At 41.7% G+C, this 21073-nt stretch carries 24 protein-coding genes; 9 read left to right on the forward strand and 15 right to left on the reverse strand.

The genetic code is table 11. The features are described from left to right. Positions 1-7: 7 nt before the first annotated feature. The 8 genes from P20439_RS02070 to P20439_RS02105 form a co-directional block, all read right to left on the reverse strand. Positions 8-646 (reverse strand): protein-L-isoaspartate(D-aspartate) O-methyltransferase, encoded by a 639-nt coding sequence (locus tag P20439_RS02070; protein ID WP_008464221.1) that lies wholly within the window; start codon positions 644-646, stop codon positions 8-10. Then, a complete protein-coding gene (gene surE / locus P20439_RS02075) occupies positions 636-1400 on the reverse strand; it encodes a 5'/3'-nucleotidase SurE (RefSeq protein ID WP_008464222.1) in 765 nt (254 codons plus the stop codon). The genes P20439_RS02070 and surE overlap by 11 nt, the downstream gene beginning before the upstream one ends. Beyond that, the gene (gene truD, locus P20439_RS02080) at positions 1381-2430 is read right to left on the reverse strand and encodes a tRNA pseudouridine(13) synthase TruD (RefSeq protein ID WP_008464223.1); all 1050 of its coding nucleotides are present in this window, start codon (positions 2428-2430) and stop codon (positions 1381-1383) included. The genes surE and truD overlap by 20 nt, the downstream gene beginning before the upstream one ends. After that, positions 2427-2909, reverse strand: a complete 483-nt coding sequence (gene ispF, locus P20439_RS02085) for a 2-C-methyl-D-erythritol 2,4-cyclodiphosphate synthase (protein WP_008464226.1) — start codon at positions 2907-2909, stop codon at positions 2427-2429. Before ispF ends, truD begins: the two co-directional genes overlap by 4 nt. Then, a complete protein-coding gene (gene ispD, locus P20439_RS02090) occupies positions 2906-3607 on the reverse strand; it encodes a 2-C-methyl-D-erythritol 4-phosphate cytidylyltransferase (protein ID WP_008464229.1) in 702 nt (233 codons plus the stop codon). The genes ispF and ispD overlap by 4 nt, the downstream gene beginning before the upstream one ends. Next, on the reverse strand, positions 3597-3884 hold the full coding sequence (ftsB, locus tag P20439_RS02095) for a cell division protein FtsB (protein ID WP_008110330.1): 288 nt from the start codon (positions 3882-3884) through the stop codon (positions 3597-3599). Before ftsB ends, ispD begins: the two co-directional genes overlap by 11 nt. Positions 3885-3918: 34 nt before the next feature. Further along, on the reverse strand, positions 3919-4551 hold the full coding sequence (locus tag P20439_RS02100; RefSeq protein WP_008464230.1) for a hypothetical protein: 633 nt from the start codon (positions 4549-4551) through the stop codon (positions 3919-3921). 75 nt (positions 4552-4626) lie between these two features. Further along, the gene (locus P20439_RS02105; protein WP_008464232.1) at positions 4627-5106 is read right to left on the reverse strand and encodes a DUF2947 domain-containing protein; all 480 of its coding nucleotides are present in this window, start codon (positions 5104-5106) and stop codon (positions 4627-4629) included. A gap of 61 nt (positions 5107-5167) precedes the next feature. Between P20439_RS02105 and P20439_RS02110 the strand changes: the two genes are divergently transcribed. From P20439_RS02110 to P20439_RS02125, 4 genes are read left to right on the forward strand one after another with little or no spacing between them, the layout of a single operon-like run. Next, the gene (locus P20439_RS02110; RefSeq protein ID WP_008110327.1) at positions 5168-5392 is read left to right on the forward strand and encodes a DUF1653 domain-containing protein; all 225 of its coding nucleotides are present in this window, start codon (positions 5168-5170) and stop codon (positions 5390-5392) included. Positions 5393-5446: 54 nt separating this feature from the next. After that, positions 5447-6295, forward strand: a complete 849-nt coding sequence (locus P20439_RS02115; protein ID WP_008464234.1) for a MoxR family ATPase — start codon at positions 5447-5449, stop codon at positions 6293-6295. A gap of 45 nt (positions 6296-6340) precedes the next feature. Then, on the forward strand, positions 6341-7483 hold the full coding sequence (locus tag P20439_RS02120; protein ID WP_008464236.1) for a VWA domain-containing protein: 1143 nt from the start codon (positions 6341-6343) through the stop codon (positions 7481-7483). A 1-nt stretch (position 7484) separates the two neighbouring features. Further along, the gene (locus tag P20439_RS02125; protein ID WP_008464238.1) at positions 7485-7907 is read left to right on the forward strand and encodes a hypothetical protein; all 423 of its coding nucleotides are present in this window, start codon (positions 7485-7487) and stop codon (positions 7905-7907) included. Between the two features lie 407 nt (positions 7908-8314). Here the strand turns inward: P20439_RS02125 and P20439_RS02130 are convergent, their stop codons facing one another. The 5 genes from P20439_RS02130 to tkt form a co-directional block, all read right to left on the reverse strand. After that, positions 8315-8893, reverse strand: coding sequence for a hypothetical protein (locus P20439_RS02130; RefSeq protein ID WP_008464240.1), 579 nt, complete (start codon positions 8891-8893; stop codon positions 8315-8317). A gap of 242 nt (positions 8894-9135) precedes the next feature. Next, the gene (locus P20439_RS02135) at positions 9136-10368 is read right to left on the reverse strand and encodes an NRAMP family divalent metal transporter (RefSeq protein ID WP_008110322.1); all 1233 of its coding nucleotides are present in this window, start codon (positions 10366-10368) and stop codon (positions 9136-9138) included. A 142-nt stretch (positions 10369-10510) separates the two neighbouring features. Beyond that, a complete protein-coding gene (hpf, locus tag P20439_RS02140) occupies positions 10511-10867 on the reverse strand; it encodes a ribosome hibernation-promoting factor, HPF/YfiA family (protein WP_008110321.1) in 357 nt (118 codons plus the stop codon). A gap of 190 nt (positions 10868-11057) precedes the next feature. Beyond that, complete coding sequence (locus P20439_RS02145; RefSeq protein WP_008110320.1) at positions 11058-11372, reverse strand: pyrimidine/purine nucleoside phosphorylase; 315 nt, start codon at positions 11370-11372, stop codon at positions 11058-11060. Between the two features lie 303 nt (positions 11373-11675). Then, entirely contained in the window at positions 11676-13667 is a 1992-nt protein-coding gene (tkt, locus tag P20439_RS02150; RefSeq protein ID WP_008110318.1) for a transketolase, read from the reverse strand. 265 nt (positions 13668-13932) lie between these two features. On the opposite strand from tkt, the gene metK reads away from it, so the two are divergent. The 5 genes from metK (at position 13933) to serA (ending at position 18328) form a co-directional block, all read left to right on the forward strand. Further along, on the forward strand, positions 13933-15084 hold the full coding sequence (gene metK / locus P20439_RS02155) for a methionine adenosyltransferase (RefSeq protein ID WP_008110316.1): 1152 nt from the start codon (positions 13933-13935) through the stop codon (positions 15082-15084). 139 nt (positions 15085-15223) lie between these two features. Then, on the forward strand, positions 15224-15769 hold the full coding sequence (locus P20439_RS02160) for a hypothetical protein (RefSeq protein ID WP_008110315.1): 546 nt from the start codon (positions 15224-15226) through the stop codon (positions 15767-15769). 18 nt (positions 15770-15787) lie between these two features. Next, on the forward strand, positions 15788-16384 hold the full coding sequence (locus P20439_RS02165; protein WP_008110313.1) for a 5-formyltetrahydrofolate cyclo-ligase: 597 nt from the start codon (positions 15788-15790) through the stop codon (positions 16382-16384). 51 nt (positions 16385-16435) lie between these two features. After that, positions 16436-17089 (forward strand): ribose-5-phosphate isomerase RpiA, encoded by a 654-nt coding sequence (gene rpiA / locus P20439_RS02170; RefSeq protein ID WP_008110310.1) that lies wholly within the window; start codon positions 16436-16438, stop codon positions 17087-17089. A 9-nt stretch (positions 17090-17098) separates the two neighbouring features. Further along, positions 17099-18328: a phosphoglycerate dehydrogenase gene (serA, locus tag P20439_RS02175; protein WP_008110308.1), complete on the forward strand. Its 1230-nt coding sequence runs from the start codon at positions 17099-17101 to the stop codon at positions 18326-18328. A 112-nt stretch (positions 18329-18440) separates the two neighbouring features. On the opposite strand, the gene P20439_RS02180 is transcribed toward serA, so the two are convergent. Further along, positions 18441-19373 (reverse strand): hypothetical protein, encoded by a 933-nt coding sequence (locus tag P20439_RS02180; RefSeq protein ID WP_008110306.1) that lies wholly within the window; start codon positions 19371-19373, stop codon positions 18441-18443. Between the two features lie 85 nt (positions 19374-19458). Next, complete coding sequence (radA, locus tag P20439_RS02185) at positions 19459-20844, reverse strand: DNA repair protein RadA (protein WP_008110304.1); 1386 nt, start codon at positions 20842-20844, stop codon at positions 19459-19461. Positions 20845-21073: the final 229 nt, after the last annotated feature.

Below are 21073 nucleotides of genomic sequence, written 5' to 3' on the forward strand. Positions count from 1 at the left end.
TGAATTCCTATTCAATATCACCAGGGACTAAAGGTACAAATCTAACTGGCGCAATTACATGCTCTGTAAAGCTATCGCCTTGGCGAATAACCATGGTTAATTTTTGTTCCGCCTCACCAATAGGGGCGAGTAATACGCCTCCATCGGCAAGTTGTGCGAGTAACTCGGGGGGAATGGTGGTTGCCGCAGCGGTCACGATAATGCCATCAAATGGCGCTTGTGACTGCCAGCCTTGCCAACCATCGCCATGTTTCATGGCGACATTGTACAAATCAAGCTGGTGTAATCGGCGTTTAGCTTGCCATTGCAAAGCTTTAATACGCTCTACCGAATATACTTTATCAAAGGTTTTAGCCAAAACCGCCGTTTGATAGCCAGACCCTGTGCCTATTTCTAACACCTTATGTTGTACACCTGCCAATCGCATTAGCTCGGTCATGCGGGCAACAATATAAGGCTGAGAAATAGTTTGCCCTTGCCCTATAGGTAGCGCGGTATTTTGATACGCTTTATGCTTGAGTACATCATCAATAAAAATATGCCGAGGAATTTGCGCTATTGCTTTTAAAACCTCTTTATCTTCTACGCCCTCTCGCTGTAAAAGGTCTGAAAGCGCTTGTGCACTGCGGGTATAATTAGCCAGCACGGTTAATCTCCAACTCGGCTAACCATTCTCCCACGGCCTTAATACTGTCTTTAGCGGTCATATCAACGCTTAACGGGGTCACTGATGCATAACCATTATTAATCGCATAAAAGTCAGTACCTTCGCCGGCGTCGCTTTCAAGCCCTAGTGAGCCATACCAAAAAATATCGCGTCCCCATGGATCGGTTTGCTTGGTCATGGTTTCTGCTTTATGACGAGCCCCTAAACGAGTTACCTGAACGCCTTTGAGCTCAGAGAGCGGAATATCGGGAACATTAATATTAATGATCTGATCTTTCGGCAACGGATGCGAGGCAAGTCCTTTAATAATATTTACAGTAACGGCTGCCGCTGTTTCAAAATGCTCACCATGATGAGAGCACAAAGATACCGCAATAGCTGGTAAACCCAAATGACGACCTTCAGTCGCCGCAGCAACTGTACCAGAGTAAAGTGTATCGTCGCCTAAATTACCGCCATGATTAATACCAGCAACAACCAAATCGGGTTTTTCATCCACTAATTGATTAACACCTAAATGCACACAATCAGTAGGCGTGCCGTTTACCGACATAAAGCCGTTGTCGAGCGTTGTAGCACGCAGCGGGTTCATTAACGTTAATGAGTTACTTGCACCACTACAGTTTCTATCTGGAGCAACCAGCGTTACCTCAGCAATTTGTGTTAATGCTTGATATAAAACAGCAATACCTTTGGCATTAACACCATCATCATTACTTAATAGAATCTTCATCTGCGTTATCCTTTTCTTTTCGCTCGCGTGGGCTGGCGTCAGTATAATCAACCAGTTCGCGCAGTAAAGCCGTTGCAAAACAGCCTTTGGGTAAACCAAAGCTGAGTTTTAATGTGCGTTCATCAAGTGTTTCTATGCTTAGCTCTTGGGGGATTAAACGCAGCATTCTACGCTCGTTTTTAAGCCCTAAATCCCCTAAGCCATCACACCATGCTTGATACGGTGCCAACCATGTTTTTTCTTGTTCGGTTAAGCCTTTTTCACTTTTGCCCACCATGGGCGCCGACATCATAATGTCGCCAGAGGCAAGCCGTGCAATATTTTCATCGCTGATCGCATCTTCAAAAAATGCATTACTGCCACTGAGCATAAATACTTCGCGGTGCATGGTTTTAGCAAGGCCATGCTCAGCCACGCGTAAACTAACAATTTGATTAAATACATGTGAACGCGCAGCAGAAATAATAATGCCACGTAGTTTTTTATCGCGAATACGCTCACCGGCAAACATTTTTTCGGCCATCACTAGGTTGTGTCCATCACGACCAAAGCGCTGTTCACCAAAATAGTTAGGCACACCTGCGCGTACTGCGTTTATACGGCACAAAATATCAAGCGGCTCGGTAACATTGCGCAAGGTAATAGTAAATCTATTTCCTTTATGGCAACCGGTGCGCAATTTTCGCTCATGGCGCTGCTGCGATACCACAAACACGCTTTCACTGTTCAGCTCAGTAAAATCAATATGCTTTTTAATCGGTACTTTTACGCTAAACCACTGCGAGCATACTCCATGGCGGTCTTTCATACCGGCATAGCTTACATCACGTGGCGATACACCCGCTTTTTGTGCAATCAGCTTGGCAACATATTGGGTGTTTTCACCCTTTTTAACCACTTGCAAACACACGTGTTCACCACTGCCGGTAAACTCTATACCGAGATCCTCATCAACCATAAAGTCTTCTGCGGTGGTTTTAAAGTCGGCTTTGGAAAGCGGCGCGCCATATAAATAATTTAATTCGCTCATGCGTTTTGTTTGCTCATAATGACCACGGCATGGCTTGAAATGCCTTCTTTACGCCCCTCAAAACCGAGTTTTTCGGTAGTGGTAGCTTTTACATTTACCTGTGAAAGCTCGGCATTTAAATCACTGGCAAGGTTGCCACGCATCGCTTGAATGTGCGGCAGCATTTTTGGTGCTTGTGCCACAATAGTGACATCCGCATTGCCCAATACATAACCTTGTTGCTTGGCTAGGTTCACTACATGGCGAAGTAAAATACGGCTATCGATATTTTCATATTCACTGGCCGTATCCGGAAAATGCTTACCAATATCGCCCAGCGCTAATGATCCTAAAATAGCGTCACATAAGGCATGAATAGCTACATCACCATCTGAGTGTGCTAAAAAGCCTTGTGGATAATCAATTTTTTCGCCGCAGATAGTTAAAGGCCCTTGGCCTCCAAATTTATGCACGTCAAAACCATGGCCTATTCGTATCATTTTGCACTCTCATTGTTTTGTTTTTGCAGTAAAAAGCCTGCTAAATCTAAATCTTCTGGGGTGGTGATTTTAATATTATCACTACGCCCTGCTACCAGCTTTACCGGCTTATTTGCCCACTCCATTGCACTGGCTTCATCAGTAATAGTAACGCCGCTGTTAAGCGCATTTTGCAATGCCGTTTTAAGCTCGTCGTATTTAAACAGTTGCGGGGTAAGCGCTTGCCATAAATCATCACGAGGCACTGTTTGCTGTGCATGGCTTTGCCCCCGTTTTATAGTGTCTTTTACTTTGCTGGCTAAAATGCCGCCTTCATCAGCCTGCATACACTGTGCTATCAAGCGCTCTATATCAGCAATATCCACTAAAGGTCTTGCTGCGTCGTGCACCAAAACCCAAGCAGGTGGGTTGGCAGCTAAAAACAATAAACTGTTTAACACTGAATCTGCGCGCTCTTTACCGCCAATAGCACGCACAATGCGAGGATCAGCTAGCGTAAGGTCGTCAAAGTAGGGGTCGGTTTCGCTCAGAGCCACCACTATAGAGTTTAACTGCGGTAACTGCGATAACTTAGCGAGCGTATGCTCTAAAATGGTTTTTCCTGCTAAGGAAATATATTGCTTTGGTGTAGTGTGTTGCATTCGACTGCCAACACCTGCGGCAGGAACAATAGCAGCAATAGTTTGTTTATTTGTCATGGTGTTGAGCCGGTAAAACACGAATAAAGGTTTCGTCCGGTTTAATCATTCCTAATTCGTTGCGGGCACGCTCTTCAATGCCTTCGTGGCCGAGCTTTAAATCTTCTATATCCGCTTTTAATACTTTATTACGCTTTATTAGTTTTTCGTTAGTTTGTTGATGCGATGCCACCGCATTTTTTAAACGGGTGTAGTCTTGCACCCCGTTATGACCAAACCAAAGGCGATACTGGATAAAAAGTGCTAAGCACAACAAGCCAAATTGAAAAAATCGCATTAAACACTCCTTATTTTAATTTTTAATTATCTACTTATGCTAGCGGCCGCTTAACATTGCGCCAATTAATATTGGCAGCTAGTAACATTTCCCGTAATGACAAAACCCGTGGCGTGCTACGCTTTGAAAACTGCCACTGGTGGCCACAACACGCCGCTGCAAGGCTCGTTTTACTAGGTTTAAGCAATTGCGCACTTTGTTGCTCAAGTCCTTGGCCTAAAAAATCAAACCAGCCAAGTTCATTACAATGCAGTTGCGTATCAGCTACTTGATCAATGCTATCTATTCTAACCCGAATTTGACCGTGACTTTGTAATAATACCGGAATTATTAGCCCTACTTTGGCATGCGCTTGATAAAAAAGTTCATTCGCTGCAGGATTAGCCTCTGGCGGTGTAGGTTTTTGTTTTTCAAGCCAGCCTCCATTTTGCGCATCAAGCGTAAAAGGCAATGGTGCATTCGCTACACGTGTTGCGGCACGTTCAATATAATAAGGCAGGCTTTTTAATTGCCTGCGTAAACGGTCACCATTAGGTTCAGCCACTAAGCGCTGAACTTCACGCTGATAAAAAGCATTGCATAATTGTGCGTAAAGCACTTTTTGTGCATCAGTTTGCCACATTTCAACTTGCTGGCTTGTGTTAAACTGCTTATTTTTAGCAACCAATCGCTGTACTCAAAAAAACATTTTAATACTGTTTTATAACACAGTAACGCACAGTTTTTAAGCACTTGTAGTAATTTAAGCGCTTGGCTTTTCACCTAATTTTGCAATACCTGATTCTAAAAATTGCACCATAGTGCTGCGCTTTTTACCTATTAATAAGCTGCCATCAGCCAAAAACATAAAGTTTTGCCAGTTACGTTTAAACACATCAAATGTCGTTTCAATAATATTGTCGCGTGCCATGCAAAAATACACTGTGGTATTAGCCTGCCAATCTAAGTGGTTCAAAATAGCATCTGGAAATTGGGGTTCTTCGCTTTCCCAAGCATCTTCCCAATTAATTTCTTGGCTAAAGTTTTGCTCTTGCGCGCACCAATCGGTTTTATCAAAAAAGTCTGGATGATCATGTTCGCGACTCACCATGGTTGTCCACAGTACGGCGGCACGCTCGCTGGTCATAGGTTTAATATTGGCTGCATCAATATCTGAAACCGGAATATCTTTATGGCGAAATACCCAGGCTTTTTTGTAATCATCAAGAGAAATATAATTCATAGTATTGCTGTATTCTTTGGCATAATAAAAAGCGAAGGCAAATTATACAAGATAACAGACTATGACTACAGCACTAAAACTGGGTTTATATCAACACTACAAAGGCCCACAATATAAAGTTATGCATGTGGCGACCCACAGCGAAACCAACGAGCAGTTGGTTATTTACCAAGCCTTATACGGTGAGTACGGCATATGGGCACGCCCACTAAGTATGTTTACTGAAACCGTAGAAAAAGACGGTAAAACTATCGCCCGTTTTGCCTACCTTGGTGAAGCCGATTAACTATGGCATTATAACGCATAATAATTACTGCTCAGACCAGATAAAGGATAACCCGTGCAATTTAATTCTACTGATAATTACATCGCAAGCTCAGCATTAAAACAGGCAGTAAACGCCGCTATTATGCTGCAAAAACCGCTTTTAATTAAAGGCGAGCCTGGCACAGGTAAAACCATGCTGGCCGAAGAGTTAGCGAAAAGTTTAGATACTGAGCTTATTCAGTGGCATATAAAATCAACCACTAAAGCGCAGCAAGGTTTGTACGAGTACGATGCGGTATCGCGTTTGCGCGACAGCCAGCTAGGTGATGAGCGCGTTCACAATATTAGCAACTACATAGTTAAAGGTAAGCTGTGGCAAGCCTTCATGTACGCTGAATTAAACGGCAAACGCCCAGTACTGCTTATTGACGAAATAGACAAAGCCGATATTGAGTTTCCAAACGATTTACTACTCGAACTCGATAAAATGGAATTTCATGTATACGAAACCGGTGAGCGCATTGTGGCCAAAGAGCGTCCTATTGTGATCATCACATCAAACAATGAAAAAGAGCTGCCTGATGCGTTTTTACGCCGCTGCTTTTTCCATTATATTGATTTTCCAAATAGCGACGAAATGCAGCAAATTATTGATGTGCACTACCCGCATGTTAAACAAGATTTAGTTCGCCAAGCGCTAGAAGTATTTTTTAACTTACGCGAAGCCAACGGCCTTAAAAAGAAGCCATCTACCAGCGAGTTACTGGATTGGTTAAAACTATTAATGGCTGAAGATATAGATGCCAAAACCCTGCACGACAAAGCGCAAAAAGGCGGTTTAATGCCGATGTTTGGTGCGCTGCTTAAAAACGAGCAAGACATAAGCCTAATCGAAAAACTTGCGTTTATGAGCCGTCGCTAATATGTTGGTACAGTTTTTTTCACGCTACGCAAATACCGCTTGCCTGTGAGCCTGCGCGAACTACTCGATTTAATTAACGCTTTAAAACAAGGCGTTATATTTGCTGATGTAGACGGGTTTTATCATTTAGCGCGCACTATTATGGTAAAGGACGAAACCCATTTTGACCGGTTCGATAAAGCCTTTAGCGATTACTTTAGCGGTATTGCCGACTTAGACCTGCTCGAGAGCTTAAAACAGCAACACAACTTACCTGAAGATTGGTTGCGTAAAGAGTTTGAAAAGCATCTAAGTGATGAAGAAAAAGCCCAACTAAAAGCCATGGGCGGGCTAGACGAGCTAATGAAAACCCTAAAAGAGCGCCTAGAAGAACAGCAAAAACGCCACGCAGGCGGCAATAAATGGGTAGGCACCGGCGGTACATCACCCTTTGGTGCGTATGGTTATAACCCTGAGGGCGTACGCATTGGTCAAGACGGCAACCGCAATCGCCAAGCAGTAAAAGTGTGGGATAAGCGCGAATACCGTAACCTAGATTCCGATCGCGAAATTGGCTCACGCACCATAAAACTGGCGCTTAAAAAACTACGTAAATTTGCCCGCACTGGCGCAAGCGACACCCTTGATTTAAACGAGACTATTCGCGCAACCGCCAAACAAGGCGGCATGCTTGATGTAAAAATGGCACCCGAGCGCCACAACGCGGTAAAAGTATTGATGCTGTTTGATATTGGCGGTTCAATGGACGACTACATTCATACCTGCGAAGAATTATTTAGCGCCGCCCACAGCGAATTTAAACATTTAGAGTTTTACTACTTTCATAACTGTTTATACGAACATGTTTGGCAAGATAACCAACGCCGCCACTCAAACGTTATCGATACCATGACGCTCATCAATAAATTCACCAGCGACTACAAGGTCATATTTGTCGGTGATGCCACCATGGGCCCATATGAAATTGCCTATCCTGGTGGCTCGGTAGAACATTGGAATGAAGAACCCGGCAGTGCGTGGTTGGCACGAATCACTAATCACTTTGATAAAGTCGCGTGGCTCAACCCACAACCGGTTGAACACTGGCCGTATTATCAATCAATTGATTTTATAAAGCAGCTGATGAACAACCGCATGTACCCGCTGAGTTTAGATGGAATAAGCAGCGCGATAAAAGAGCTGAGTTAGAATGAGTAATAGGAATATATTAAAATTAGTTTTGTTTGCATCACTTATTATAAATATGGTTTTTATTACTATCTTTATAAGTGATTCTAAAGAAAATGAAAGCATTTATTTATTAGCAAGCAATGTTGAAGCTAAATGTTTGAATGATTGGAAATCACAAGACTTTAGAGTGCCTTTTATTACATCTCATCAAATTTTAGGACCAGATCCTTTTGTTGAATATAACCTTTTAGAGCTGGGAGGTTATGATCAGTCAACATCTTTCACATACGAATTCTCAGCATGTTTTAAAGATAAATTTTCTACAGTAAGAACAATTGCAGAGATGAAATATGCTATTGATTTCATGGGTAAGCAATCAAAAAATGTTGGATTTTATAAATTACCAAATTCTGATGAAATTATTGTTTACTCAAATGAGTAACAATTAGGCTAGATTCGTTTAACTCACAACGCGTTGAACATTAGCCGCACTACCAATCAATTGATTTTATAAAGCAGCTAATGAACAACCGCATGTACCCACTGAGTTTAGATGGAATTAGCAGTGCGATAAAAGAGCTGAGCTAGATGTTAATTTACGACAGTTCAGTGCTAACAGCAGAGCTTCAGGCGTGAACCCATAACTTTGTTGGGTGGCGCCTTCGGCTTAACCAACCTACCTTTTGACGTAGGTCGAATAAGTGGCGAAGCCACGCCATCCGACAAAAAAAGATGAATTCACCAGAAACAATCCGACGCACCGCGTTAATGAACAGCCGCATGTACCCACTTAGTTTAAATGGGGTAAGTAAAGCGATAAAAGAGCTTAGTTAATGCATTTTAAGTAATTTATACACCATATTTTTGATGGTATTCACTGAGCATGAATTCTAATTGCTTCTCGAAGACTTCAATGGGTGGTGTTTTTCCACTTAACTGCTGCAGCTTGAGCCATTCAAGTAATTCAATCCTTACTAAATAACCGTCTTCAATACAGTAACCTGGATCTGAAAGCCAAATTTTTGGAGCTCCTAACGAAGCTCCTGAATACCAGTGACAAATGGAATAGCCTTCACTTTCAAGCTTATCACTAAGTTGCCAGCTATAAATCCACCAGGTAATCAGAAATAGAGGGAAGCATCCTATAATAACAAATAGCCCCCTTCGCATCGATTTCTCTGATATATCACCATGCATTCTTTGATAAATCCCGTAGATGAGTACAAAAAAAGCGGGCATCATAACTATCAAAGGAATTACTACAGGTTTAATTTTTAACGAAATTACATTTTCAGCAATAAGACTTAATGTGCTAATTTCTAATTTAAAGCTGTAGGCATAGAGAGTAATGATTAAACATAAAACGCCTATAGAAAACCACCCCTTTTTAGGGTTGGTAGGTGAGAGTTGATTAGCCGAGCTTGCCATTTTAGTATCGTCTTCCTGAGTAAGGAATACCAAATAAGCGGTGTATAAACTCAATTGGATTATTATCGTACATTCGCTCAGCCCTATCTAATTCATATTTTAACTAATTTGGATAGATATCATAATTTTTGATCGTCGACCCTTGTTCGCTGCAGCCTATCACGGTCTACAACAAACGACATTTATGCAGAGGTTGTTTGATTTGTTCCTTTCACCTCGAACCTCGAACCTCGAATATAAAATCACATCAACTTCCACACAACAAACGCCACAGCAAAACCAACCAAGTACACCAAGCCTAACCAGGTTAAGCCACGCAAAAGTAGACTGTGTTTAATCGCAGGCTCTGAGCGAACTAGGCTGAAGTTAAGCCATGCAAAAACGGGTGTAGTTACAAACGCAAGCGTCATGGCAAAGGTAAGCATGGGCCCAAGAGCTGATTTAAAAAATAAGATCACCGCCATACCAGCCAATGCTTGTAATATAAGCCACGTATTTAAGCTGTGTTTTGATTGCTTAAAACCAAGAAGTTTATGCGATTCGTTAAGTGTTCGGGCGTAACCGTCAAGCACGGTGAGTGTGGTGCCAAACATACACAAAAACGCGATGGCAGATACCAAAGGCCTTGCCCACTCGCCAATAGTAAGTGCATACATATCAATCAGCTGTTTAGCAAAGGCTACACCGCCAAGCTCTATATTACTGCTTTGCCCATATTGCACTAACGCACCTAAACTAAAAAATACCAGCGCAAGCCCTGCGGTTAACCAGTAGCCTACATTAAAGTCGAATAAGCCTTGGCTTTTAGTCACACTTTGCTGAGTTTGTTTTTCTTTAAGCCACAACGAGCTCAGAGCCGAAATTTCAATAGGCGCTGGCATCCAGCCCATTAAGGCAACCATAAAGCCTAACATGGCAAGTTCATACGGTGAGGGGCCAACATAGTTTACAGACGCTACAGGGCCGTTATTTATAGCAATAACTAATGCAGTTATGGTTGCTATAGTAAGTAGCCCCATAATAGCTTTTGCAACGTTATCGAGCGCTTTAAAATGCCCCAGTAATAATATAATTAAACACACGGCCAATATTACCCAGCACAATAAGGTAACAGGAATACTAATAGGTAATGCATAGTGTAATAAGCTCGCAGTAAGCAACAATACGCCTGCGGTATTTACCACTGCGGCAATAATATTCAATGCAATAAAACTATAAAAATAGCCAGGCCCTTGGTTTTTATACCCTTCCACTAAACTGTTTTTGGTGGCGAGTGTGTATTCCATACCAAAACGAAAAAACGGGTACTTTAAAACGTTAACCACCACAATAAGCCAAAATAGCTGCCAGCCAAATAATGCGCCAGCTTGGGTCGATGCAACTAAGTGTGAGCCACCAATGGCAGCGGTGGCCATTAAAATACCTGGGCCGAGCGCCCCTAACCGAGACTTCCATGTGCTTTGTGTGTACTGCATTAACTTCTCAAATTTGGTGTGTTATGTGCTTTTATTATTAATTTTAATCATCAATAAACTGTGTGAATGCATAACTTACCTAATTTAAAGGCAATAAAAAAGAGCCCTTAGGCTCTTTTTAAAAATAACACATTGTTAGTTATTAATTTAAATCCATCTCTTGGATGATTTCGTGTGCTATTTCAGGTGTGGTACTTACAGGCTTTTCATGTAAGTTTGCTTTTATTTGCCCTTTACGATGCTTTAGTGCGGCATCGAGTTTTTTAGCTGCGCTTGAAATGGCTGGGTACATAACCTCGTTTTCCCCTTTAACTGATATTCGCGCACCTTCATAATTTGTACTAATTTCTGCTTGGAACTTGTGATGCTCTTTTGAAAGAATAATGTCGAGCGCTATCAATGATGGAAAATGACTCTCAATTTTAGAAAACTTTTCGTTAATGTGTTCTTTAATAGAATCAGTAACGTCAACATGGTGACCAGAAAGATTAATTTTCATAGGGTATCCTTTTTTATGTTACCTCATAGTTAGTATTGGGGGCTAAACGAATTAACACAAGAGAAAATAGCTAAATTTAGCAATTATTTATTACCGCACCTGATTTAGATCATTCATTTAGCATTAAGTATGCAAAAAGCCGCGTGATAGCGGCCTTTCAGAAGTGCTGATAATTTAATCAACTATATATTTATTCGGTGTATGAACAACAGTAATCTGCAAAGTCAGCGACTTTTACTTGGAATTTAACATTAGCATCTACGTTAAATGATTCACCTGCCGACATTGTTTGCCATTCACTCTCACCTGGCAGTAACACTTCCCATTGGCCGCCATTTAATTCCATCAATTCTTTTTTACTGGTTGCGAATTCAAACTCACCGGGTTGCATAAAACCTAATGTTTTTGTACTGCCATCACCAAATACCACGGTACGACTCGATACTTTACCGTCAAAATATACGTTGGCCTGTTTAACGACACTTACATTATCAAACTGAGACATCCTCACTCCTGTTTATTTAAGTTTATAATTTTAATTATGCTCACAGTGCCTGATACGAGAAAGGCTTGCAAGTTAAGTGCTTTGAAAATTACTCATTTAGAAGCCAAAAGGTTAAAAAATTAACGATTTTATAGGGAAATTTGCTTCGAGCAACGGGCTACGAGCTTCGAACAGATCTTTTGGTAATTTATGCACAAAGAGGACGAAGAGACGCTGCGCTTTAGAGGAAGTGATAAAAGTATAACTCATAAAAAAGCCCGCCCTGTTTACACAGCGCGGGCTTTTAAATGTTAAAGCAGTTGCTTAAAACAATGCGTTTGCTTTGTTAACGATGTTTTCTACGGTGAAGCCGAAGAATTCAAATAGCTCGTTAGCTGGAGCTGATTCACCAAAAGTAGTCATACCGACTACAGCACCATTTAGGCCGACGTACTTGTACCAGTAATCAGCAATACCCGCTTCAATCGCTACGCGACGTGAAACGCTTGCTGGTAATACGCTTTCTTTGTACTCAGGCGATTGATCTTCAAACGCATCAGTACACGGCATAGATACAACACGTACTTTTTTACCCTGCGCACGTAGCTCTTTCGCAGAGTCTTGCGCTAGTTGTACTTCAGAGCCGGTAGCAATAAGAATAAGCTCTGGGTTGCCGTCACAACTTAGGATGTAACCACCCTTTTTAACGTCGCTTAATTGCTGTGCATCACGTGCTTGTTGCTCTAAGCCTTGGCGAGTAAAGATTAATGATGTAGGACCGTCTTTACGTTCAATAGCTTGTTGCCACGCAATTGCCGACTCAACTTGGTCACATGGGCGCCAGTTGTAAAGGTTAGGCGTTAAACGCATGCTGGCAATTTGCTCTACTGGTTGGTGAGTTGGACCATCTTCACCTAAACCAATTGAATCGTGCGTGTATACAAAAATGCTTGGTTGCTTCATTAATGCAGCCATACGTACCGCGTTGCGTGCGTATTCCATAAACATTAAGAACGTTGCACCGTAAGGAATAAAGCCCTTATGAAGTGCAATACCGTTCATAATTGCCGACATACCAAACTCACGTACACCGTAGTAAATGTAGTTACCACTTGCATCATCGCATGTTAAGCCTTTAGAGCCATCCCAAATTGTTAAGTTTGAACCTGCTAAATCGGCAGAGCCACCCATAAACTCAGGTAGTAACGGACCAAACGCGTTTAATGCATTTTGTGATGCTTTACGTGATGCTGGGTTTGCTGGGTTTGCTTGTAACTGCTCAATATACGCTTGTGACTTTTCAGCCCAATCAGCGGGTAAATCTGAATTTGTACGGCGTTTGTATTCTGCTGCTAGCTCTGGGAAGGCTTGCTCGTATGCGGCAAATTTTTCATCCCAGCTTGCTTCAAGCTGTTGGCCTTTTTCTTTGTTATCCCACTGTGCGTAAATGTCAGCAGGGATTTCAAATGCATCACCCGTCCAACCTAAGAACTCGCGAGATGCTTTAATTTCGTCATCACCTAGTGGTGCGCCATGACAGTCGTGGCTACCTGATTTATTAGGTGAGCCATAACCAATTACTGTTTTACAACAAATTAGCGTTGGTTTGTCGGTCACGCTTTTTGCTTCGCTAATTGCAGCACTTACAGCATCGCTGTCGTGGCCATCAACGTCGCTAATTACATGCCAGCCGTATGCTTTAAAACGTGCAGGTGTGTCATCGCTAAACCAGCCTTCAACTTCACCGTCGATTGAAATGCCGTTGTCATCCCAAAATGCCACTAACTTGCCTAGGCCTAATGTGCCAGCAAGCGAACAGGCTTCATGAGAAATACCTTCCATTAAACAACCATCACCCATAAATGCGTAAGTGTGGTGATCAACAATGTCATGGCCTTCACGGTTAAATTGAGCGGCTAATGCTTTTTCAGCAATTGCCATACCTACGGCATTTGTGATCCCTTGACCCAATGGACCCGTAGTAGTCTCGATTCCTGGCGCATATCCATATTCTGGGTGGCCTGGCGTTTTAGAGTGCATTTGGCGGAAGTTTTTAATTTCGTCCAGTGGTAAATCATAACCACTTAAATGCAATAGAGAATAAATTAGCATTGAACCGTGACCATTTGAGAGTATAAATCGATCTCGGTCAGCCCACTCTGGATTTGTTGGGTTATGTTTAAGATAATCGCGCCATAATACTTCTGCGATATCAGCCATGCCCATAGGGGCTCCAGGGTGACCAGATTTGGCCTTTTGTACTGCGTCCATTGACAAGACGCGAATAGCATTTGCAAGTTCTTTGCGAGATGGCATGAATTCTCCTACCTTTATATGTATTTGCGCGGGTATTTATATACCTCCATTCTTACTTATTGTAGGGGCTGTGTGCAATTAAAAACCCATAAAAATAGGACATTATGAATATTTTTTAAGAACCATTTACTATTAGATATTTTATTTAGACGTCTAGGCGTAAAAAAACTATGCAAGTTCGCTTGTTTTAGATAAAATACGCGCCTTAATTTTTTAGCGCTAATACCGACGTTTGTGAAGCGCAATATTTGTGAGCATAATTACAATGGCAAAACATTTATTTACTTCTGAATCTGTTTCTGAAGGTCATCCGGATAAAATCGCCGATCAAATTTCTGATGCGGTACTTGATGCTATCCTAGAGCAAGACTCTCATGCCCGTGTAGCGTGTGAAACTTACGTTAAAACCGGTATGGTTATGGTTGGTGGTGAAATCACGACTAGCGCATGGGTTGATATCGAAGAAATTACACGTAAAACAGTACGTGAAATTGGTTACACACACTCAGATATGGGCTTTGATGCCGATTCGTGTGCAATTTTAAACACGATTGGTAAACAGTCTCCAGACATCAACCAAGGTGTTGATCGTACAAGCCCTGAAGAACAAGGCGCTGGCGACCAAGGCTTAATGTTTGGTTACGCATGTAACGAAACTGAAGTATTAATGCCTGCTCCAATTACTTATTCTCACCGTTTAGTGCAGCGTCAAGCTGAAGTTCGTAAAAGCGGCGAGCTTAACTGGTTACGTCCAGATGCAAAATCACAAGTTACATTTGCATACGAAAATGGCAAGCCAGTAGGTATTGATGCCGTTGTACTTTCTACTCAGCACAGCGAAGATGTATCGCAAAATGACTTAGTAGAAGCGGTAATGGAAACAATTATTAAGCCAGTACTTCCTGCTGAGCTTATTACTAGCGCAACTAAATTTTTCATTAACCCAACGGGTCGTTTTGTTATTGGTGGCCCAATGGGTGACTGTGGTTTAACTGGTCGTAAAATCATTGTAGATACTTACGGTGGTATGGCTCGTCACGGTGGTGGTGCTTTCTCTGGTAAAGATCCATCAAAAGTTGACCGTTCAGCGGCTTATGCTGCACGTTATGTTGCTAAAAACATTGTTGCTGCAGGTCTTGCCGATAAATGTGAACTTCAGGTGTCTTACGCTATCGGCGTTGCAGAGCCTACTTCTATCAGTGTTGAAACATTTGGTACTGGTAAATTAGAAGAAGCGCGTTTAATCGAACTTATTCGTGAACACTTTGACTTACGCCCTTACGGCCTAATTCAAATGCTTGACCTTGAGCGCCCTATTTACCTTCCAACAGCGGCTTATGGCCACTTTGGTCGTGACGAATTCCCATGGGAACGCACAGATAAAGCAGACGCACTTCGCGCAGCAGCTGGGCTATAAGCCACTTAGCTAATATTTAAACGGCCCTTTTTAGGGCCGTTTTGCTATGTGCACTAAGTTAGTCGTAAAACAGTCTCGAACTGTTTAACATTTTAGGTATATACTCTGCTTATACAATAAAGCGTATTAGGGATAAAAAATGGCCGACAATTTTCGTGTTATATTTGTAGGACTTGCAGAAGGCGCAGACAGCCAGGCAGTAACCACTGCACTGACAGAAAAGCTGAAAACCTCGCCAGAGAAGGTGGCTGCATTTTTTAATGGCAAACCGTTATTTGCCCCATGCCCTAAAGATAAAGCACTCAAGCAAGCCAAGTTACTTTCAACGCTTGGGATTAAAAGTAAACTTCAGCAAACTGCGGCTACACAAACGGCGTCTCAAACAGCTTACGACAGCCAACGAGATCAGCGCTTATTTGACGCCCTAGATTACATTACCAGTAGCCTAATTCGCCTTGAAGAAAAACTAGAAGATATTGAGCAACGCCTCCCTGAAGTTGAATTATCATTACCTGATGAAAATAATGAAGTATGGGAAGATGACGATTTAATGCTTGATGAGCCTCTCTCTACTGAGCCCAAAAAACGCGGCAACCTTGTTTTATATTCGCTGATTTCTACAGCCGTAATATTGCTTATTGTACTTGCTATGTACTTATTATTTCCTAATTTATTCTCTTTTTAATTACGGTTAAGTTATTTAATGAGTAATAATCGCGCACAAATAAGACACGATATTCGTAAAGCACGTAATAACCTATCAAAAAACCAGCAAGAATTAGCCGCCGAATCGCTTAAAGTGAATTTTATTCAACACTTAAAAAGCGTAAATTCGGCCAAAAAAAGCCATATCGCGCTTTATTTAAGTAATGATGGAGAATTAGATACCTCATTGTTAATTAATGAATTATGGAACACTGGCCAGGCTATTTACCTGCCCATAATCCATCCATTTAATGGGGCTAATTTACTATTTCAACGCTATGAAAAAAACTCACCCATGAGAGCAAATCGCTATGGTATCTTGGAGCCTAAGCTGAATTGCTCTCAAATATGCCCATTACCTGAGCTTGATTACGTTTTAATGCCATTAGTGGCATTTGATAAATTTGGTAATCGCCTTGGAATGGGAGGTGGGTTTTACGATAGAACATTGGCACGTTTATACGAACAACACTGGCAACAACCGCAACTTATTGGCCTCGCACATGCGTGCCAACAAGTCGATGAGTTACCGATTGAATCGTGGGATGTACCACTAAAAACGATCATAACACCCGATAAAACCTACTGTTGGTAACAACTAATCTTGTAAACTAACAGCTATTTTGACACCAATGAGCAGACAACAATGACACAAGATGAATTAAAAAAAGCAGCTGCGTGGGCTGCACTCGAGTTTGTAAAAGAAAACACCATAGTAGGTGTAGGTACAGGCTCAACCGTTAATCACTTTATTGATGCCCTAGGCACAGTTAAAGACACCATCGTTGGCGCAGTATCAAGTTCAGAAGCATCTACAGCGCGCTTAAAAGAGCTTGGCATAGAAGTGTTTGAGCTTAACGATGTAGCAGCACTCGACGTATACGTAGATGGCGCAGATGAAATTAACGCCTTAAATGAAATGATCAAAGGCGGCGGTGCGGCGCTTACCCGCGAAAAAATAGTGGCAGCAGTAGCAAAACAGTTTGTATGCATTGTTGATGATACAAAACTAGTCGATACCTTAGGAGACTTCCCACTGCCGGTTGAAGTTATTCCGATGGCGCGCAGCTATGTTGCCCGCGAATTATTAAAACTTGGCGGTGACCCTGTGTATCGCCACGGTGTTGTAACCGATAACGGCAACGTTATTTTAGACGTACATAATTTAAAAATTACCCATGCTAAACAGCTTGAAACACAAATAAATCAAATTGTTGGCGTAGTCACCAACGGCCTATTTGCAGAGCGCGGTGCTGATAAAGTAATTATCGGCACTAAAAATGGGCCACAAATTAAATAGGATATGGTTATGAGTAAGGTATCGTTAGCAAAAGACAAAATTAAAATTCTCTTGCTTGAAGGTGTTCACCAAAGCGCTGTTGAAACGCTAAAACGTAACGGTTATAGCAATATCGACTACGTTAAAACATCGTTGCCAGAGGACGAACTTATAGAGCGTATTAAAGATGTGCACTTTGTAGGGCTTCGTTCTCGTACTCATATTAACGAATCTGTATTAAACGCAGCTGAAAAGCTAGTCGCTGTAGGTTGCTTTTGTATTGGTACAAACCAAGTAGATTTAAACGCAGCACGTGAGCGCGGTATTGCGGTATTTAATGCCCCGTTTTCAAATACCCGCTCTGTAGCTGAGCTTGTACTTGGTGAAATACTGCTGTTATTACGTGGTATTCCTCAGCGTAATGCCGCTGCCCACCGCGGCGGTTGGTTAAAAACAGCCAACGGCTCGTTTGAAGCGCGCGGTAAAACCTTAGGTATTATTGGTTACGGCCACATTGGTACTCAGTTGGGCATTATGGCTGAAAATATTGGTATGAACGTGGAGTATTACGACATTGAAGACAAACTGTCTTTAGGTAATGCCACACAAGTACATAACTTAACGCAGCTGTTGCAACGTGCTGATATTATTAGCTTACATGTTCCAGAAACTCCGCAAACTAAAAACCTAATTGGCACGGCTGAATTGGCGGTAATGAAGCAAGGCGCTATTTTAATCAATGCTTCTCGCGGTACTGTGGTTGACATTGACGCCCTAGCTGAAGCACTCACAGAGAAGAAACTTAGCGGTGCAGCCATTGATGTATTCCCAGTTGAACCTAAATCGAATGATGAAGAGTTTATTTCGCCACTGCGTGAATTCGACAACGTTATTTTAACGCCGCACATTGGGGGCTCAACTCAAGAAGCACAGGAAAACATTGGTATTGAAGTAGCAGGTAAGCTTGCTAAGTACTCAGATAATGGCTCAACCATTACTGCAGTTAACTTCCCTGAAGTATCACTGCCAGAACTTGCCAACCGCAGCCGCTTGTTACACGTGCATCACAACCGCCCTGGCGTGCTAACGCAAATTAACCAAGCGTTTGCTCAGCACGGTATTAATATTGCCGCGCAGTACTTACAAACGGATGAAGCAATTGGTTACGTGGTTATTGACGTAGATACCGATCAATCTGAAGTAGCACTAAAAGAACTTAGTGCAGTTGAAGGCACAATTAGAGCTCGTATTCTGCACTAAGTAATCAGCTATCAGCTATCAGCTATCAGCTATCAGCTAAAATAATAAAAGCCGTACTTGAATAATCAAGTACGGCTTTTTACATTAAACTGGAAGCTGGCAACTTATTCTATTATTTGCCTTTTACTTCTAAATTTATAAACTTAACCAGCTCTTCGGGTTGCCCTGCTAACATCATTAGCTGCTTATTTACTTCCATCATGGTTTTACCTTCAGGTAGTTTAGCTGAGACACTAAGCGAATTTAGACCTTTAGCAAAGTCAGTTAATGCTTGCGCTATTTCTTCGGTTACCGGCGCTTGCTGTAACTGTTGAGCTAGCATCATTTGCATCTGCTCTAGTGTCATACCTTGTTTGGCTAATTCACTTTCTAGCAAAGTACTTAACTCACCTTGGTTATCGAGCATTACACTCATAGTGCGTGGCTCTAACTTGCTCATTGCTTGCATAATAAGTGTTTGCTGTTGTAGCTCTTGCTCATAAGTAAGCGGTGTATTACCTGCAGCTTGCTGAGCTTTGCTTATTTCAAGCGAAGCATCCATAAGCGCTTTAGAGTTAGCCAACCCCATATTCATATCAATGCTGGCAATATCGTTGGCGTGTAATTTAACAACTATATCGCTGTTACCAGATTGTTCATCGTAATCTAATGATGAGTGTAAATCATAGCTGGCCGAGGCAAGTTGTGCATTAGTATCTGCTGGAAGTGTATCGACAAAGCTTTTATCAAATTGGAAGTTCTTTAGTGTAAAAGCGGTATGTGGCGATATTTTATCGGTTTCGTAACCAATCACTTCAACATGCTCAACCGTGGCAATATTTTTCCCCTCAGGGCTGGTCACTTCTATGTTACTAATGGCAACACTGTTTGAAATAACACTCGCCGATAACTCTGCGTAGTTAAAGCTGGCACCTGTTTGTTCGCTAACCAAAGCCAACTGCTTATCAACCTCAGCACGTACCTCCTGTGTTGCTACATAGTTTGCATAGCTTACGCCACCCACACCTGCAGCAATAATCGCGGCTGCAATCACTAATTTTTTCATGTTATTTCCTTATTCAACTCTTTATATAAGTGGCTTTTGCAAGACTAACATTGAGAACATGAGTCGTTAAGCACTTTTTTGTGTGTTAATTTATTAAACTAAGTAGTTCGTGCACGGTTTTAACTGGCGTTATTTTAGCGCCCAGCCCTTCCATGGATTTATGGTAGTTACGAAATGGGATAAATATTTCAGTAAACCCATGTTGCGCCGCTTCTTTAACACGGGGCACACCACTGTCGATTGGGCGTACATCACCATTTAAACTTAACTCCCCCATAATACAGGTGGTTCGTGGAACAACGAATTCGTTTAAACTACTCAAAAGTGCAGTAACAAGCGCTAAGTCAATACAGGTTTCTGATTCATCAATTTTTAAACCACCGACAATATTAAAAAACGTATCGTGGAATATTTTAGTTTTGGTGTGCTTACGTAAAATACCGGTGAGCATTTTGATCCGGTTCATATTTAAACCAACACATACTCGCTGTGGAAACTCTGCTTCGGTTTCAGTGGTTAAACACTGAATTTCTAGCAGTAAATTACGATTTCCTTTACGGATACAGGTAATTGTCGACCCCGGTGATTCAGTGGTTGAACCCGATAAGAAAATTTCACTGGGGTTATCCACACTGAGCATACCGCGTTCACACATTTTAAAAATGCCGACGGTGTCTATATCACCAAAGCGATTTTTATTAGCACGCAGAGTACGCACTTGACCATCATTGGTATCAATATGTAACAGTGCATCAACTATATGTACTAAGGTTTGCGGGCCAGCTATTTCATTATTCTTATTTACGTGAGCAATAATAAACATAGTCACGTCGTTTTGCTTACAATATTGAGTTAATGCCTGAGCTGCACTTTTTACCTGAGAAGGTGAACCTGGGCTGCCATTAGCGGTATCGGTGACAACAGCTTGAATAGAGTCGATAACGGCAAACTTAATTTTGTTTTTATCAAGCTCTTCAATAATGGTTTCAACACTGGTTTCTGACAATAAATAGAGTTCATCTTCGTTGTAATTTAGTTTTAACCGATTAACCCTGTTTTTAAACTGGGATAATGACTCCTCCGCAGTACAGTAAAGTGATGGCATACGCTGAGACATTCTTGCCACCAAATCAGATAGTAGTGTTGTTTTACCCGCCCCTGGATCACCAGAAATAATATTAACTGAGCCGGTGGTTACACCGCCACTTAACACACGGTCAAGTTCACCAATTTCGGTAAGCTGTTTTTCAGCCTCTGCGGTAGCTACATCATTAATTTTTTTAGAGCCACCACCAATGCCACCAGCATAGCCACCTACACTGGCACGAGCAGCTACCTTTTTGTTTTGCCCTGCAGAAGGTTTGAACTCTGCTAAAGTGTTCCATGCGCCACAGCGACACTGACCTTGCCAACGTTGATAGTTCATGCCACATTCTGTACAAACAAACTCTACTTTTGCCGCTTTAGCCATTTAAAATCTTACCTACTATTCTTTATTTTGAAATACACAGTGTTAAGCGCTTATTTTGCCATTGCAGGCTTTGTCTTAGCAACAACGTCTTGTGGAACAGCGCATTTAGTCTCACACTGATACTATATTAATGTAGTTTCACTTAGTCCACTTTAAGGCATGTTTCTTGCTTTAAAAAACTAATAAACCCTTGCCAATTAATTGGCTATTAGAAAATAACAATAAATAA

This window comes from Pseudoalteromonas sp. BSi20439 (genome assembly GCF_000241165.1).
GTDB lineage: Bacteria > Pseudomonadota > Gammaproteobacteria > Enterobacterales > Alteromonadaceae > Pseudoalteromonas.

Bases quoted from the DNA above. Each gene is read 5' to 3' on its own strand.
- surE (WP_008464222.1), bottom strand. From the start codon at position 1,400: ATGAAGATTCTATTAAGTAATGATGATGGTGTTAATGCCAAAGGTATT.
- truD (WP_008464223.1), bottom strand. From the start codon at position 2,430: ATGAGCGAATTAAATTATTTATATGGCGCGCCGCTTTCCAAAGCCGAC.
- ispF (WP_008464226.1), bottom strand. From the start codon at position 2,909: ATGATACGAATAGGCCATGGTTTTGACGTGCATAAATTTGGAGGCCAA.
- ispD (WP_008464229.1), bottom strand. From the start codon at position 3,607: ATGACAAATAAACAAACTATTGCTGCTATTGTTCCTGCCGCAGGTGTT.
- ftsB (WP_008110330.1), bottom strand. From the start codon at position 3,884: ATGCGATTTTTTCAATTTGGCTTGTTGTGCTTAGCACTTTTTATCCAG.
- P20439_RS02105 (WP_008464232.1), bottom strand. From the start codon at position 5,106: ATGAATTATATTTCTCTTGATGATTACAAAAAAGCCTGGGTATTTCGC.
- P20439_RS02110 (WP_008110327.1), top strand. From the start codon at position 5,168: ATGACTACAGCACTAAAACTGGGTTTATATCAACACTACAAAGGCCCA.
- P20439_RS02125 (WP_008464238.1), top strand. From the start codon at position 7,485: ATGAGTAATAGGAATATATTAAAATTAGTTTTGTTTGCATCACTTATT.
- P20439_RS02130 (WP_008464240.1), bottom strand. From the start codon at position 8,893: ATGGCAAGCTCGGCTAATCAACTCTCACCTACCAACCCTAAAAAGGGG.
- P20439_RS02135 (WP_008110322.1), bottom strand. From the start codon at position 10,368: ATGCAGTACACACAAAGCACATGGAAGTCTCGGTTAGGGGCGCTCGGC.
- hpf (WP_008110321.1), bottom strand. From the start codon at position 10,867: ATGAAAATTAATCTTTCTGGTCACCATGTTGACGTTACTGATTCTATT.
- P20439_RS02145 (WP_008110320.1), bottom strand. From the start codon at position 11,372: ATGTCTCAGTTTGATAATGTAAGTGTCGTTAAACAGGCCAACGTATAT.
- tkt (WP_008110318.1), bottom strand. From the start codon at position 13,667: ATGCCATCTCGCAAAGAACTTGCAAATGCTATTCGCGTCTTGTCAATG.
- metK (WP_008110316.1), top strand. From the start codon at position 13,933: ATGGCAAAACATTTATTTACTTCTGAATCTGTTTCTGAAGGTCATCCG.
- P20439_RS02160 (WP_008110315.1), top strand. From the start codon at position 15,224: ATGGCCGACAATTTTCGTGTTATATTTGTAGGACTTGCAGAAGGCGCA.
- P20439_RS02165 (WP_008110313.1), top strand. From the start codon at position 15,788: ATGAGTAATAATCGCGCACAAATAAGACACGATATTCGTAAAGCACGT.
- rpiA (WP_008110310.1), top strand. From the start codon at position 16,436: ATGACACAAGATGAATTAAAAAAAGCAGCTGCGTGGGCTGCACTCGAG.
- serA (WP_008110308.1), top strand. From the start codon at position 17,099: ATGAGTAAGGTATCGTTAGCAAAAGACAAAATTAAAATTCTCTTGCTT.
- P20439_RS02180 (WP_008110306.1), bottom strand. From the start codon at position 19,373: ATGAAAAAATTAGTGATTGCAGCCGCGATTATTGCTGCAGGTGTGGGT.
- radA (WP_008110304.1), bottom strand. From the start codon at position 20,844: ATGGCTAAAGCGGCAAAAGTAGAGTTTGTTTGTACAGAATGTGGCATG.